This is a genomic window from uncultured Roseovarius sp. (assembly GCF_913057115.1).
In the GTDB taxonomy this organism is placed as follows: Bacteria; Pseudomonadota; Alphaproteobacteria; order Rhodobacterales; family Rhodobacteraceae; genus Roseovarius.
In genome coordinates this window covers 19,243-32,894 of sequence record NZ_CAJXNN010000037.1, presented here as the reverse complement: position 1 = coordinate 32,894, position 13,652 = coordinate 19,243, and the positions used below count along the sequence as shown (strand labels likewise).

Below are 13,652 nucleotides of genomic sequence, written 5' to 3'. Positions count from 1 at the left end.
CGCGAGGCGCTGCTGGGCCTGCCCGACCTGACCGACCGCATAGCCCCACCGCCCATCGACCCCTACGCCGATGCCATCGAAAGCGATCTGGCGCGGATCGAGGCGCAGGCAAACCGCCTCTTTGCGCCCGGCCTGCCGGGGTTCGGCCCGGCGGATGCCAGCCAAACCATCGCCCTGCTGGTCCGGTCCGACTGCCCCGATTGCACCCGCGCCACGGCCGACCTGCGCGATCTCGCCAATACCCACGACCTGCGCGTCACGCTGATCGACATGGGGGCCAACCCTGACTTGGCCAAAGCGCTCGATATTGATCTCACGCCCTCGTACGTGCTGCCCGACATGATGTTGCGCGGCCACATGCCGAGCATCGTCTTGCAACGTTACCTGACCGACTAAGCGCGCGACGCTCATCGCTGACGCTCCTCGCGAAGAAGCCCGCAAGGGCTGATGAGCGCGCCCTCTTGCACCCCGCAGACCAACGGCGCATTCTGCCACGCATGAGCACGCCCACATGGGGCCTTGTCGCCACGATCAAGGCCAATAGCACCGATATCCTGAGTTTCGCCGCCCACCACCTCGATCTGGGCGCGCATCGCGTGCACATCTATCTGGATGAAGACGCCCCCGAGGCGCGCGAGGCGCTCATAGGCCACCCCAAATGCCGCGTCATCCTTTGCGACGACGGCTATTGGAAACGCCGCGCCAAGCGCAAAGGCCGCCCCGCCAAACACCAACCCCGCCAGACGATGAATGCCACCCATTGCTACAACCGCAACCCGCAGGTGGATTGGCTGGTGCATCTCGATGTCGATGAATTTCTCTGGCCGGCCACCCCCCTGCCCGACCAACTGGCCACCCTCCCCGACGGCACCCTCTCGGCCCGCGTCCGCCCGATCGAAGCGCTGGCCTCTGATCCAACCGATCCCCCGCCCGAGGGGCAGATCTGGGCCAAGGGCTGCGCCGATCGGCTCAAACACCGCCGCGCCCAGACCAACGCCATTTACCCCACCTATGGCGATCACCTGAACGGAGGATTTCTCAGTCATGTGGCGGGCAAAGTCTTTGTCCGCACCGGGCATGATGGAATCACCCTGCGCATCCACAACGCCTTCCGGAACGGCGAACAGGACGATAACGCCGCCCCCCTGCCCAAGACCCACCTCGTTCACCTGCACGGCCACGACTGGGACCACTGGCTCAAGCACTACCGGTTCCGACTTGCCCAAGGCTCCTACCGCGACAGCCTCAAGCCTGCGCCAATGGCCGATGGCGTGGCCCTGACCATGAACCAACTTTTCACGTTGCTTGAAGATGAGAGCGGCGAAGAGGCCCTGCGCACCTTTTATACCGAGGTCTGCACCGCCACACCCGACTTGCGCAAAAGACTGGCAGAGCATGGCCACTTGCACGCCATCACGCTTGATCTGGCGGCAAAACGCGCCCGGCATTTCCCCCATATCGCTTGAATTGTTGATATTTCAGCAACAATCCCCATCTTGACAACATGATCGTCGCGGTCCGACCTCCTTGGATTGACCCTGCCCCCTGAATTCCGCTAAACGCAGGGGCACTCGGGTCACATATGTGACGACTCACGGGGCCACACGGGCCCGACCCGAACCAGATGCGCGGGCCAAGGTAGTGTCCGCAAGACATGGACACACATGACCAAATTCACTGATCTGAACCTGAACCCAAAAGTCCTCAAAGCCATCACCGAAGCCGGCTACGAAACACCGACCCCGATTCAGGCCGGGGCCATCCCCCCCGCCCTCGAAGGGCGCGACGTTCTGGGGATTGCGCAAACCGGCACCGGCAAGACCGCCAGCTTCACCCTTCCCATGCTGTCGCTTCTGGCCCGTGGCCGGGCGCGCGCGCGGATGCCGCGAAGCCTTGTGCTCTGCCCCACGCGGGAACTGGCCGCGCAGGTGGCGGAAAACTTCGACACCTATTCCAAACACCTCAAACTGACCAAGGCGCTGCTGATTGGCGGGGTCAGCTTCAAGGAACAGGACAAGCTGATCGACAAGGGCGCCGATGTGCTGATCGCCACACCGGGCCGCCTGCTCGATCACTTCGAGCGCGGCAAGCTTTTGCTGACCGGCGTGCAAATCATGGTGGTGGACGAAGCCGACCGCATGCTCGACATGGGGTTCATCCCCGATATCGAACGCATCTTCTCGCTCACGCCCTTCACCCGGCAGACGTTTTTCTTCTCGGCGACCATGGCGCCCGAGATCGAACGTATCACCAACACTTTCCTGCAAGCGCCGGAACGCATTGAAGTGGCGCGGCAAGCCACGGCCTCCGAGACCATTGAACAGGGCGCGGTAATGTTCAAACCCTCCCGCCGCGACCGCGCCGACAGCGAGAAACGCAAACTCCTGCGCGCGATGATCGACGGCGAGCAGGAAAAATGCACGAACGCCATCATCTTCTGCAACCGCAAGACCGACGTGGACATCGTTTCCAAGTCACTGAAGAAATACGGCTATGACGCCGCCCCGATCCACGGCGATCTTGATCAGTCACAGCGCACCAAGACGCTCGATGCCTTCCGCAATGGCGAACTTCGCTTTCTCGTGGCCTCGGATGTGGCCGCCCGCGGCCTCGACGTGCCCGCGGTCAGCCATGTCTTCAACTACGACGTTCCCGGCCATGCGGAAGACTACGTGCACCGCATCGGCCGCACAGGCCGTGCTGGTCGCGAAGGCAAGGCGATCACGCTTTGCGGTCCGCGTGACGACAAGACATTGGATGCCGTCGAGAAGCTACTCCAGAAAGACATCCCAAGGATCGACAATCCCCTGAAATCCGGCAAACCAGAAGCAGCCGAGGCCGAGAGCGAAGAGACCAAGCCGAAACCCGGCCGTTCGCGGTCTTCGCGGTCGAAATCCACCAAGGGGTCCGACACGCCCAAGGAAGAGACCGCCAGACCCGAGAAACAGCACAAACCCGGCACCAAGCAACCCGAGGCGCAAAAAACGGATGCCAAGTCCGAGGATGCCGGTAAGTCCTCCTCGCGTTCACGCGGTGGCCGTGGCGGTAGCAACAAAGGCGGCAACGACAACCGCGTTGTCGGCATGGGCGATCACCTGCCCAGCTTCATCGCGCTCAGCTTCGAAGAACGCCGCGCGGGCTGAACCGGTTCCCGAAAAGCGCGGCTTGCGCCGCACAGGTTTGATTTGGATGAGGGGCTTTGCCCCTCAAACTCCCCAGGATATTTTGGGCCAGAAGAAGGGGCTATTATGCCCTGATGATGCCAGTTTCGTACGACTCGTACGGTCCTGTTCGGGACATCCCCGAATTTCGTACGAAAACCGGGGGGTAAGCGTACAACTTGTACGAAATGTCAGGCGCTCAATCGGCTGATGATGACGGTGACTTCGGGGCGTTTCCCGATCTCGTTCTGGGCGCTTTGCCGGGTGACCTTACGCAGCCCCTCTTCCAGTTTGTCATCGTCCATCAAGGTCTTGGACCCGGCCCGGCCCATGAACTGGCTCAGGTCTTCTTCGAGCACGTCGAGAAGCGGGGCGCGGCTGCGGCCCTCTTCGGGTAAGCCTTTGATTTCGCACCAAGGTTCGCCCAGGGGTTCGTCATCTTCATCCATGATGACATTGACCATGACATGGCCATTGAGCGCCATGCGGATACGGTCACGTACGACGCCGTCCAAGGATCCGATCTTGACGCTGCCATCCAGATAGACGCGGCCAGTTTCAACGTAATCTGCCACCTCGGCACGCTCTCCGGTGAGGTCGACCATCGTGCCATTTGGCGCAAGAACGCCCCGCAAGCCTTTGGATTTGCTGAGTTTTACGTGCTCTCGCAGGTGACGGTGTTCGCCGTGCATGGGCACCACGAAATGCGGTTTGACCAGATCGTGGAGCTTTTCCAGGTCAGGCCGGTTGGCATGGCCCGACACGTGGTAAAGCCCGCTGCTGTCATCCACAACATCGACGCCCATCTCACTGAATTGATTGATAATTCTGATAACGCCGCGTTCGTTGCCCGGAATGGTTTTCGAGGAAAAGAGGAACATATCCCCTTCTTTCATCGTGATGCCCTGATACTTGCCTTGCGCCAGTTGCGCACTGGCCGCGCGCCGCTCGCCCTGACTGCCGGTGACGATGAGCATCAGGTTCTCGCGCGGAATTTCCTTTGCATCTTCGGGACTTATGGTTTTCGGGAACTCTTTGAGCACGCCGGTTTCCACCGCCGCCTCGATCATCCGGCGCATGGCCCGGCCCAAGAGGCAAATCGATCGCCCGGCGCGTTTGCCCGCCTCGGCAAGTGTTTTCACCCGCGCCACGTTGCTGGCAAAGGTTGTCGCCACCACCATTCCCTTGGCGCTTGAAGTCAACCCTTCGATATCGCCCGCCAAAGTACTTTCAGAACGGCCCGCATGTGCATTGAAAACATTGGTAGAATCGCACATCAGGGCCTTCACGCCGGGCTCTGCCAGTGAGGCCCAAAGCGCCTCGTCAAACGCCTCGCCTACGACAGGGTCATGGTCGATCTTGAAGTCGCCGGAATGCACCAGACGGCCCTTGGGCGTATCGATGACCAAGCCCGAACTTTCAGGGATAGAATGCGAAATCGGCACGAACCCCACCTTGAAGGGGCCCGCTTCCGTCACCTCGGGCCAAGGCGAGACCGTGCGCACCGATTTCTCAGAATAGCCCTTCTCGGTCATCTTGCGCCGCGCAATGTTTGCAGTGAAGGCACGGGCATAGATCGGCGCGCCAAGGTCTTCGTGGAACTGCGCGACAGCCCCCACGTGATCCTCGTGGGCGTGCGTGATGAACACCGCCTCCAGACGGTCACGACGCTCCGCAAGCCATTGAATATCCGGGAAAATCAGGTCAACGCCGGGCGTGCCATCCATGTCGGGGAAGGTCACGCCAAGGTCGACAAGTATCAGGCGTTCCTTGCCCGGCTCACCGTAGCCATAGACATAGGCGTTCATGCCGATCTCACCGGCGCCCCCTAGGGGCATATAGATAATCCGTTCGCTGCTCATTGCGCCTCGGCCTTCTTGTTGTAGTCGTGAATCACGGTCAACCCGTGCATTGTCAGATCGTCTTCGATCTCGTCGAAAAGCATCTCGCCTTGGGCAAATAGCGTTGCAAGCCCGCCTGTCCCGATAATCCGCATGGGGCGTTCGTATTCGACCCGGATGCGGTCACAAATGCCGTTCACAAGCCCCACATAGCCCCAGAACACGCCCGATTGCATACAGTCTACCGTGTTGGTTCCAATGACTTTTTGCGGCTTGGTGACATCGACATGCGGCAGGGCGGCGGCGGCCATGTGCAGGGCCTCAAGGCTGAGGTTCACACCCGGCGCGATCACGCCCCCAACATAGGCCCCGTCATGGGCCACCACGTCAAAGGTGGTCGCCGTGCCAAAATCCACCACGATCAAATCCCCACCATGCCGGTCAAAGGCCCCGGCGGTGTTTACCAAACGGTCGGGCCCCACTTGGGTGCCCGGGTCCACCCGGGGGTAATGCGGCAAAAGGCATTCGGGTTTGCCCACAACCATGGGCCGGCATCCAAAGAACCGGTCCGCGAAAACGCGCAGGTTAAAGACCACGCGTGGCACCGTAGAGGAAATGATGACATCCGTGATATCGGGCTTGATACCATAGTGATTGATCAATGTGGAAAACCACGTGAAATAGGCATCCGCCGTGCGCGCATGATGGGTCGAGGTGCGCAGTGTGCACAGGAATTCCTTGCCATCCCAAATGGAAAACACCGTGTTCGTGTTGCCGCAATCAATCGCCAGAAGCATCCGCCGCCCCTTATCAGAAAAACACCTCGGCCGCCGGGATGGCATGCCGCGTATCGCGCGTTGTTAGAACAAGATTGCCCGCCTCGTCCACCGTCTCGAAGGTGCCGGTCAGTTCCACCTTTGAGGTGCGGGCCGTGATGACCTCGCCCAAACGCGCCGCGCGCTTCAGCCAAGCAGTACGGATCGGGCCGAAGCCATAGGTGGTGAATAGCGCCTCTTGCCGGGCATAGGCCTGTGCCAAAAGGTCCAAAAAGATCTCGGGCGCCACATCCGCCCCGGTCTCGGACAATAGTGAGACTGGGCGCAGCGCGCCCTCCTCAACCTCGCCCGCATCCGGGGCATTGCGCAGGTTCACCCCGATGCCGATGGCCAGATGTGACAGACGCGGGCCGTGACCTGCGCTTTCCAAAAGAATACCGGCCAGCTTCCCACCATTCAAAAGCACGTCATTGGGCCACTTGAGGCTGACCCCCTGCGCGCGCCCCGTGGCCGCAACGACCGCGTCATAGAGCGCCAGAGAGGCAACGAATGAGCGCAAGGCCGCTTGCTCGGGCGGCTCGGGCGGATGCAGGACGAGGGTCGCGGCGAAGTTTCCCGCCGGGTTGGCCCAGCCCCTGCCCCGCCGTCCGCGCGCGGCGGTCTGGTTGAGGGCCATGACCCACGTGGGGCCAGTCAATTCGCCTGCCACGCGCGCGGCCTCGGCGTTGGTACTGTCCACCTCGGCCAAGACCCGGCGATCATAGCCTTCGGGCCAATCGGTCATGCGCGCCCCCTTTCGGACCATCCGCTAGAAACAAAGCGACGCGCCAGTGGCGCGCCGCCTTTTGTCATGACGTCCTTCAGAAGATCAGTTGACAAGCGTCGCCGCCGCAGCCTGAGCCATGCTATCGACGCCGAACATGTTGATTATGCCCAAGAGCATCAAAGCCGCCGAGGCCATCAGGAAGCCCCATTGCACCGGCGATTTTCCGGTCTCCAGCGGCTCGCGCTCCTCCCCGAAATACATGTAATAGACGATCCGAAGGTAATAAAAAGCGCCGATCACCGAAGCGATGACACCTGCCACGGCAAGCCATGCCAGCCCGCCCTCATAGGCCGCCCGCAGAACGTAAAGTTTGCCGAAGAAGCCCAGAAGCGGCGGCACGCCGGCCAAGCTGAACAACAGCAGCAGCATGGCAAGCGCGCGACCCGGATGGGCGCGCGAATACATGTTGAGGCTGGCGATATCGGTCACAGGCTGCCCATCCCGCTCCATGCTCAGAATAAAGGCGAAGGTGCCGATATTCATGGTGACATAAATCGCCATGTAAACCAGCATGGCCTCGACCCCAAGCGCGGTGCCCGCGGCAAGCCCCATGAGGGCATAACCCATATGAGCGATCGACGAATAGGCCATCAGGCGCTTGATGTCCGTTTGGCCGATGGCAGCGACTGCGCCAAGGAACATCGACAGCAACGAAAGAACCGCGATCACTTGTTGCCAATCCCCTACAACTCCGCCGAAGGCGTCATGCACAACGCGGGCAAAGAGGCCCATAGCCGCCACCTTGGGTGCAGTGGCGAAAAAGGCGGTAATCGGTGTCGGCGCGCCTTCGTAAACATCGGGCGTCCACATGTGGAACGGCACGGCAGAGACCTTGAAGGCCAAACCCGACAGCACGAAAACCAGACCAAGCAATAGGCCGATCGGCGCTTGCCCTTCGGCCGCTTCGATTATCCCCGAGAAGAGCGTCGTGCCGGCATAGCCATAGGTCAGTGAGGCACCGTAAAGCAAAAGGCCCGAACTGAGCGCGCCAAGAACGAAATACTTGAGGCCCGCCTCGGTCGACTTGGCACTGTCACGGCGCAGCGAAGCGACAACATAAAGCGCCAGAGATTGCAGCTCCAGCCCCATGTAGAGCGCCATGAGGTCTCCGGCACTGACCATCACCATCATACCAACCGCCGACAGGGCGATCAGGATAGGATACTCAAAGCGCAGAATCTTGCGCCGGGCCATATACTCCTGCCCAAGCACCAGAACGGCAGCGGCCGAAAGCAGAATGGTCACCTTGGCGAAGCGGGCAAAGCCATCATCGTTGAACATACCGCCAAAGGCGGTGCGCGTACCCTGCCCTGTGGCCCCGATCCACAGCGCCATACCGGCCATCAGTGCCGCCGTGAGCCACACCAAAAGCCCCGCCATGCGGTCCTTGCCCGTGTAGGCCACCAGCAGAAGCGCCGCGATGGAATAGACCGAGATGACGATCTCGGGGAGGATAACGTTCAGATCAGCCTGCATTGGTCAGGGCCTCCGTTACTGCGTCGCATCGGCGACCTGCGTGGCGGCATGCGCCTCGGCAAGGGCCGTGTCATAGTTGGAAATCAGGGCTTCAACCGCGGGCCCGGTAATATCGGTCACAAGGCTCGGATAAACGCCCAAAAGGAGAGTCATCACCACCAAGGGCGCAAAGATCGCCCGCTCGCGCGTGGTCATGTCGGAGATTGACTTGAGGCTTTCCTTGATCAAATCGCCCAAGACCACCCGGCGATAGAGCCAAAGCGCATAAGCCGCCGACAGGATCACGCCGGTGGTCGCTACAAGCGCCACCCAAGTATTGACCTGGAACACCCCGACCAGTGTCAGGAACTCCCCGATGAAGCCAGAGGTGCCCGGAAGGCCAACATTGGCCATGGTGAACAGCATGAAGATCAACGCATAGGCCGGCATCCGGTTCACCAACCCGCCATAGGCGTCGATCTCGCGGGTGTGCATCCGGTCATAGATCACACCGACGCACAGGAAGAGAGCGCCCGAGATAAACCCGTGACTGAGCATCTGGAAGATGGCCCCGTCGATCCCCTGTTGGTTGGCCGCGAAAATCCCCATGGTGACATAGCCCATATGCGCGACCGAGGAATAAGCGATCAGCTTTTTCATGTCCTCTTGGGCCAGTGCGACCAGCGAGGTGTAGACGATAGCAATCGCCGACATCCACAGCACCAGCGGCGTCAGAACCTCGGCGCCAACCGGGAACATCGGCAGGCTGAACCGCAGGAAGCCATAGCCGCCCATCTTGAGCAGGATCGCCGCCAGAACGACCGAGCCTGCGGTGGGTGCCTGCACGTGGGCATCCGGCAACCATGTGTGCACCGGCCACATCGGCATTTTCACCGCGAAGCTGGCAAAGAAGGCAAGGAACATCAGGGTCTGCATGCCACCCACGATGTGGATACCCAGAACGCTGAAGTCTTCCGATCCGAACTGATGCCGCATGAGCGACGGAATGTCGGTGGTGCCCGCGTCCGAGAACATGGCAACCATGGCCACCAGCATCAGGACCGAGCCAAGGAAGGTGTAAAGGAAGAACTTGAACGACGCATAGATACGTTCCTTGCCGCCCCAAATCCCGATTATCAGGAACATCGGGATAAGCCCTGCCTCGAAGAACAGGTAGAACAGCACCAGATCAAGCGCCATGAAGACGCCCAGCATGAGGGTTTCAAGGATCAGGAAGGCGATCATGTATTCCTTGACACGGGTGGTCACATTCCACGAAGCCAAGATCGTGATCGGCATCATGAAGGTGGTCAGCATGACAAAGAGCACGCTGATCCCGTCCACACCCATCTTGTACTTTAGCCCCAGCAGCCATTCGTGTTCCTCGACGAATTGGAAGCCGGTGTTTTGGGGGTCGAAATCGAACAGGATGAACAACGACGCTAGGAAGGTCGCCGTTGTTGCCGTAAGGGCCACCCACTTCGCATTACGCTGGGCCGCCGCATCCTCACCGCGAAGGAAAATCGCCAGGATTGCCGCCGCCAGCGTGGGGATGAAGGTCGTGATGGAAAGAAGGTTGTCCATTATTCAGCCCCTCCGGTGAAACTCATCCAGGTGACAAGCACCGCGATACCGATGACCATGGCAAAGGCATAAGTGAAGATGTAACCGGACTGCGCCCGGCCCGCGAGACGGGTGAAGAATGGAATGATCCCCATGGCCAATCCGTTGATCGACCCGTCGATCACGTTGCCGTCGCCCCGCTTCCACAGGAAGCCCCCCAGTTTCTTGGCGGGGTTAACGAAGATCGCGTCATAGATCTCGTCAAAGTACCACTTGTTGAGCAGGAACAGGTACAGCGGGCGCTGGTTTTCGGCCAACCGCTTGGGCAGGCTCGGGTTCACGATGTAGAACCAATAGGCCACGATCAGGCCAAGCACCATGGCGACGAAGGGCGAAAGTTTGACCCACGTTGGCACATAATGCGCCTCGTGAAGAACGGTGTTTTCCGGCGCGATGTAAATCGCCGCCTCACCCGGGCCGCTTTCCATGACGTAATGCAGTTCTGACGCTTTCGGGCTGCGCTCTGCCACGGCCTCGACCAGTTCCTGTGTCGGCTCACCGTATTTGCCGCCAAAGAACTTCACCACCTCGTTGGTCTTGCCAAAGAAGCTGCCGTACCAGATCGCGCCGGCAAAGACCGCACCCACAGCCAGAACACCAAGAGGGATCAACATCACATTGGGGCTTTCATGGGCATGCTCGTGGGTATGCTTGTCGCCACGCGGCTCCCCCCAGAAGGTGAGGAACATCAAGCGCCAGCTATAGAACGAGGTGAACAACGCTGCGACGACCAGCATCCAGAAGGCATAGCCGCCTTGGCTACCGACAAAGGCCGACTCAATGACCGCGTCCTTCGAAGCGAAACCCGCAAAACCGATCCAGCCCGTCAGCGGAATCCCGACACCGGTGATCGCAAGCGTGCCGATCAGCATCGCCCAGAAGGTCATTGGCATCTTCTTGCGCAATCCGCCGTAGTTCCGCATGTCCTGCTCGTGGTGCATCCCGTGGATGACCGAGCCCGCGCCAAGAAACAACATCGCCTTGAAGAAGGCGTGCGTCAGCAGGTGGAACATCGCCACGCTGTAGACGCCCACACCAGCAGCCACGAACATGTAACCAAGCTGCGAACAGGTGGAATAGGCGATCACGCGTTTAATGTCGTTCTGCACAAGGCCCACGGTCGCCGCGAAAAACGCGGTCGAGGCGCCAAGGAAAGTCACGAACATCATGGCCTCGGGCGCATATTCCATCAGGGGCGACATGCGGCAGACAAGGAAAACCCCCGCCGTCACCATGGTCGCTGCGTGGATCAAGGCCGAAACTGGCGTCGGGCCTTCCATGGCGTCCGGCAACCATGTGTGCAGGAAAAGTTGCGCCGACTTACCCATGGCCCCCACGAACAGCAAGAAGGCGATCAGGTTCGCGGCGTTCCATTCGGTCCAGAGGAAGGTCAGGTTGGTTTCGGCCAGTTCCGGTGCCGCCGCAAAGACCTCATCAAACTGGATCGAGTCGGTGAGGAAAAACAGCGCCATGATACCAAGCGCGAAACCAAAGTCGCCCACCCGGTTGACCACGAAAGCCTTGATCGAGGCGGCATTGGCACTTGGCTTGCGGAAGTAGAAGCCGATCAACAGGTACGAGGCAAGGCCCACGCCCTCCCAGCCAAAGAACATCTGGGCAAGGTTGTCTGCGGTCACCAGCATCAGCATGGCGAAGGTAAACAGGCTCAGATAAGCGAAGAAACGCGGGCGATAGCTTTCTTTCTCGTCGTCGAAATTCTCGTCATGCGCCATGTACCCCATGGAATAGAGGTGCACGAGGGCCGAAACCGTCGTCACCACGATCAACATGGTGGTGGTCAAACGATCCACCCGGATCGACCAAGATGTGTCCAGCGTGCCAGATTGAATCCACGTAAGGATATGCACCGGATCGTCCTGATGCGCGCCTTGCAGGAAGACGACCCAGCTCAGCAGCGCCGACAGGAACAACAGGCCGGTCGTCACCCACTGGGCGCCCTTGTCGCCGATGACACGCCAGCCAAAGCCAGCAATGATCGCGCCGATGAGAGGCGCAAAGAGGATAATCTTGAAAATCATCTGCTCAGCCTTTCATCACGTTGACGTCTTCCACGGCGATCGTGCCGCGGTTGCGGAAGAAGCAGACGAGGATGGCAAGGCCGATGGCCGCCTCCGCCGCCGCGACCGTCAGGACAAACAGGGTAAAGACCTGCCCCACCAGATCGCCCAAGAACGACGAGAAGGCCACCAGATTGATGTTCACCGCAAGCAGCATCAATTCAATGCTCATCAGCAAGATGATCACGTTCTTCCGGTTGAGGAAGAGCCCGAAAATCCCGATGACGAAGAGCGCCGCCGCGACCGTCAAATAGTGTTCAAGTCCAATCATGCGTGTCCCTCCGGGCTGTGCCCGTTCGTCTTTCTTTTCATCGCATCCCGGGCTCAACCCGGAACCTCTTGCTTTTGCCTCGGATCACTTCCGGGGCGGAGCAGGTGCTTAGAGACCCTGCCCCGGTTTCACGTCCTTCAACTCCATGGCCTTGGCCGGATCGCGGTACATCTGCGCCAGCACGTCTTGCCGCTTGACGTCCGAGCGGTGGCGCAGCGTCAAAACGATTGCCCCGATCATAGCCACCAGCAGGATCAGGCCCGACAACTGGAACAGAAGGAAATACTTATCGTACAACAACAGGCCAAGCGCCGCGGTGTTTTCCACTCCATCCGGTGCAATGGCCCCACGCGCGGCCTCGGCCCCTTCGGCCATGGTCCAGTTGCCAAAGGCCAGCCCAAATTGCATCAGCAAGATCACCCCGATCAGCAGGGCAAGCGGCATGTATTTCGCCATCTCCGCTTTCAACTCGGCAAAATCCACGTCCAGCATCATCACCACGAAAAGGAACAGCACCGCGACCGCGCCGACATAGACGATGATCAACAGCATCGCCACGAATTCTGCCCCCAACAGAACGAAAAGCCCCGCCGCACTGATAAAGGACAGGATCAACCACAGCACCGAATGCACGGGGTTGCGGCTTATCACCGTGAACAGCCCCCCGGTCAGCGCCGAGATCGCAAACAGGTAGAACGACATCGCTGCGATGGTCATGTGTCTTTGTCCTTTTCCTCAGTCTCGTCCAGAACCTCTTTGGCGAATTCCATCGCGCGGGTCATGGACGGAACGCCAGCAAACATCGCCATCTGGGCGATGGTTTCGGCAATCTCATCCTTGGTGGCCCCGGCCTCAAGCGCATGGCGCACGGTCATCCGGATTTGCGTGTCACTTTGCGCCCCTAACATCGTCAGCCCCGCCAGCGTCAGCAAAAGCCGCGTCTTGGCATCAAGGCCGTCCTTGCTGACCCCTTTGCCAAAGGTCATCTCCATGATGTCCTTGGGCATGGTGGGCCATAGGCTTTCGAACCCCTTGGGCGAGAAGGACTCAAGCGCAGGGTTCATGGCCTTGGCCATCTCCTGAGCCTGCGCCATCATCATCTCGAAGGGGTTCTTTGGGTCGGTCATCTGTACGGTGCATCCAGTTCAAGGTTACGAGCGATCTCGGCTTCCCAACGGTCGCCGTTCTCAAGCAGCTTGGCCTTGTCGTAAAACAGCTCTTCGCGAGTTTCCGTCGCGAACTCGAAATTCGGCCCCTCGACGATGGCATCCACCGGGCAGGCCTCTTGGCAGAAACCGCAATAGATGCACTTGGTCATGTCGATGTCATATCGCGTGGTGCGGCGGCTGCCGTCATCCCGCGGCTCGGCGTCAATGGTGATGGCCTGCGCCGGGCAAATCGCCTCGCAGAGTTTGCAGGCAATGCAACGCTCCTCGCCGTTGGGATATCGGCGCAGCGCGTGCTCACCCCGGAACCGCGGTGAAAGCGGCCCCTTTTCGTGCGGGTAGTTCAGCGTCGCTTTCGGCGCGAAGAAATATTTCAGGCCGAGTTTGAAGCCGTTGAAGAAATCCTTGAGCAGGAAATACCCCGCCGCGCGTCCGTAATCGATATTCGCCATCGG

General features: G+C 60.0%; 13 protein-coding genes. 3 read left to right on the top strand and 10 right to left on the bottom strand.

The window, feature by feature from the left end; genetic code table 11:
• The 3 genes from QZ498_RS14080 to QZ498_RS14070 form a co-directional block, all read left to right on the top strand.
• Window positions 1-396: hypothetical protein (locus tag QZ498_RS14080; protein WP_294623320.1), on the top strand; the 396-nt coding region annotated here is incomplete at its 5' end.
• 101 nt (window positions 397-497) lie between these two features.
• A complete protein-coding gene (locus tag QZ498_RS14075) occupies window positions 498-1,466 on the top strand; it encodes a glycosyltransferase family 2 protein (protein ID WP_294623318.1) in 969 nt (322 codons plus the stop codon).
• A gap of 198 nt (window positions 1,467-1,664) precedes the next feature.
• Window positions 1,665-3,143: a DEAD/DEAH box helicase gene (locus QZ498_RS14070; protein ID WP_294623316.1), complete on the top strand. Its 1,479-nt coding sequence runs from the start codon at window positions 1,665-1,667 to the stop codon at window positions 3,141-3,143.
• A gap of 209 nt (window positions 3,144-3,352) precedes the next feature.
• On the opposite strand, the gene QZ498_RS14065 is transcribed toward QZ498_RS14070, so the two are convergent.
• The 10 genes from QZ498_RS14065 to nuoI all read right to left on the bottom strand — a co-directional run bounded on the left by QZ498_RS14065 (window position 3,353) and on the right by nuoI (window position 13,649).
• Entirely contained in the window at window positions 3,353-5,023 is a 1,671-nt protein-coding gene (locus QZ498_RS14065) for a ribonuclease J (RefSeq protein WP_294623314.1), read from the bottom strand.
• Window positions 5,020-5,799 (bottom strand): type III pantothenate kinase, encoded by a 780-nt coding sequence (locus QZ498_RS14060; protein WP_294623312.1) that lies wholly within the window; start codon window positions 5,797-5,799, stop codon window positions 5,020-5,022. Before QZ498_RS14060 ends, QZ498_RS14065 begins: the two co-directional genes overlap by 4 nt.
• Before the next feature lie 13 nt (window positions 5,800-5,812).
• Window positions 5,813-6,562 carry a biotin--[acetyl-CoA-carboxylase] ligase gene (locus tag QZ498_RS14055; protein WP_294623310.1) on the bottom strand — a complete coding sequence of 250 codons (750 nt, stop codon included), beginning with the start codon at window positions 6,560-6,562 and terminating at the stop codon, window positions 5,813-5,815.
• An 84-nt stretch (window positions 6,563-6,646) separates the two neighbouring features.
• Window positions 6,647-8,080, bottom strand: a complete 1,434-nt coding sequence (nuoN, locus tag QZ498_RS14050; RefSeq protein WP_294623308.1) for an NADH-quinone oxidoreductase subunit NuoN — start codon at window positions 8,078-8,080, stop codon at window positions 6,647-6,649.
• A 15-nt stretch (window positions 8,081-8,095) separates the two neighbouring features.
• Entirely contained in the window at window positions 8,096-9,643 is a 1,548-nt protein-coding gene (locus QZ498_RS14045) for an NADH-quinone oxidoreductase subunit M (protein WP_294623306.1), read from the bottom strand.
• Window positions 9,643-11,718 (bottom strand): NADH-quinone oxidoreductase subunit L, encoded by a 2,076-nt coding sequence (nuoL, locus tag QZ498_RS14040; protein WP_294623324.1) that lies wholly within the window; start codon window positions 11,716-11,718, stop codon window positions 9,643-9,645. Before nuoL ends, QZ498_RS14045 begins: the two co-directional genes overlap by 1 nt.
• A gap of 7 nt (window positions 11,719-11,725) precedes the next feature.
• The gene (gene nuoK, locus QZ498_RS14035; RefSeq protein ID WP_076446015.1) at window positions 11,726-12,031 is read right to left on the bottom strand and encodes an NADH-quinone oxidoreductase subunit NuoK; all 306 of its coding nucleotides are present in this window, start codon (window positions 12,029-12,031) and stop codon (window positions 11,726-11,728) included.
• Window positions 12,032-12,139: 108 nt separating this feature from the next.
• Window positions 12,140-12,748: an NADH-quinone oxidoreductase subunit J gene (locus QZ498_RS14030; RefSeq protein WP_294623302.1), complete on the bottom strand. Its 609-nt coding sequence runs from the start codon at window positions 12,746-12,748 to the stop codon at window positions 12,140-12,142.
• On the bottom strand, window positions 12,745-13,158 hold the full coding sequence (locus QZ498_RS14025; RefSeq protein ID WP_294623300.1) for a carboxymuconolactone decarboxylase family protein: 414 nt from the start codon (window positions 13,156-13,158) through the stop codon (window positions 12,745-12,747). The genes QZ498_RS14030 and QZ498_RS14025 overlap by 4 nt, the downstream gene beginning before the upstream one ends.
• Window positions 13,155-13,649 (bottom strand): NADH-quinone oxidoreductase subunit NuoI, encoded by a 495-nt coding sequence (gene nuoI, locus QZ498_RS14020; RefSeq protein ID WP_294623298.1) that lies wholly within the window; start codon window positions 13,647-13,649, stop codon window positions 13,155-13,157. Before nuoI ends, QZ498_RS14025 begins: the two co-directional genes overlap by 4 nt.
• Window positions 13,650-13,652: the final 3 nt, after the last annotated feature.

Coding starts and splice junctions, on each gene's coding strand:
- QZ498_RS14075 (WP_294623318.1), top strand. CDS start 498: ATGAGCACGCCCACATGGGGCCTTGTCGCCACGATCAAGGCCAATAGC.
- QZ498_RS14070 (WP_294623316.1), top strand. CDS start 1,665: ATGACCAAATTCACTGATCTGAACCTGAACCCAAAAGTCCTCAAAGCC.
- QZ498_RS14065 (WP_294623314.1), bottom strand. CDS start 5,023: ATGAGCAGCGAACGGATTATCTATATGCCCCTAGGGGGCGCCGGTGAG.
- QZ498_RS14060 (WP_294623312.1), bottom strand. CDS start 5,799: ATGCTTCTGGCGATTGATTGCGGCAACACGAACACGGTGTTTTCCATT.
- QZ498_RS14055 (WP_294623310.1), bottom strand. CDS start 6,562: ATGACCGATTGGCCCGAAGGCTATGATCGCCGGGTCTTGGCCGAGGTG.
- nuoN (WP_294623308.1), bottom strand. CDS start 8,080: ATGCAGGCTGATCTGAACGTTATCCTCCCCGAGATCGTCATCTCGGTC.
- QZ498_RS14045 (WP_294623306.1), bottom strand. CDS start 9,643: ATGGACAACCTTCTTTCCATCACGACCTTCATCCCCACGCTGGCGGCG.
- nuoK (WP_076446015.1), bottom strand. CDS start 12,031: ATGATTGGACTTGAACACTATTTGACGGTCGCGGCGGCGCTCTTCGTC.
- QZ498_RS14030 (WP_294623302.1), bottom strand. CDS start 12,748: ATGACCATCGCAGCGATGTCGTTCTACCTGTTTGCGATCTCGGCGCTG.
- QZ498_RS14025 (WP_294623300.1), bottom strand. CDS start 13,158: ATGACCGACCCAAAGAACCCCTTCGAGATGATGATGGCGCAGGCTCAG.
- nuoI (WP_294623298.1), bottom strand. CDS start 13,649: ATGGCGAATATCGATTACGGACGCGCGGCGGGGTATTTCCTGCTCAAG.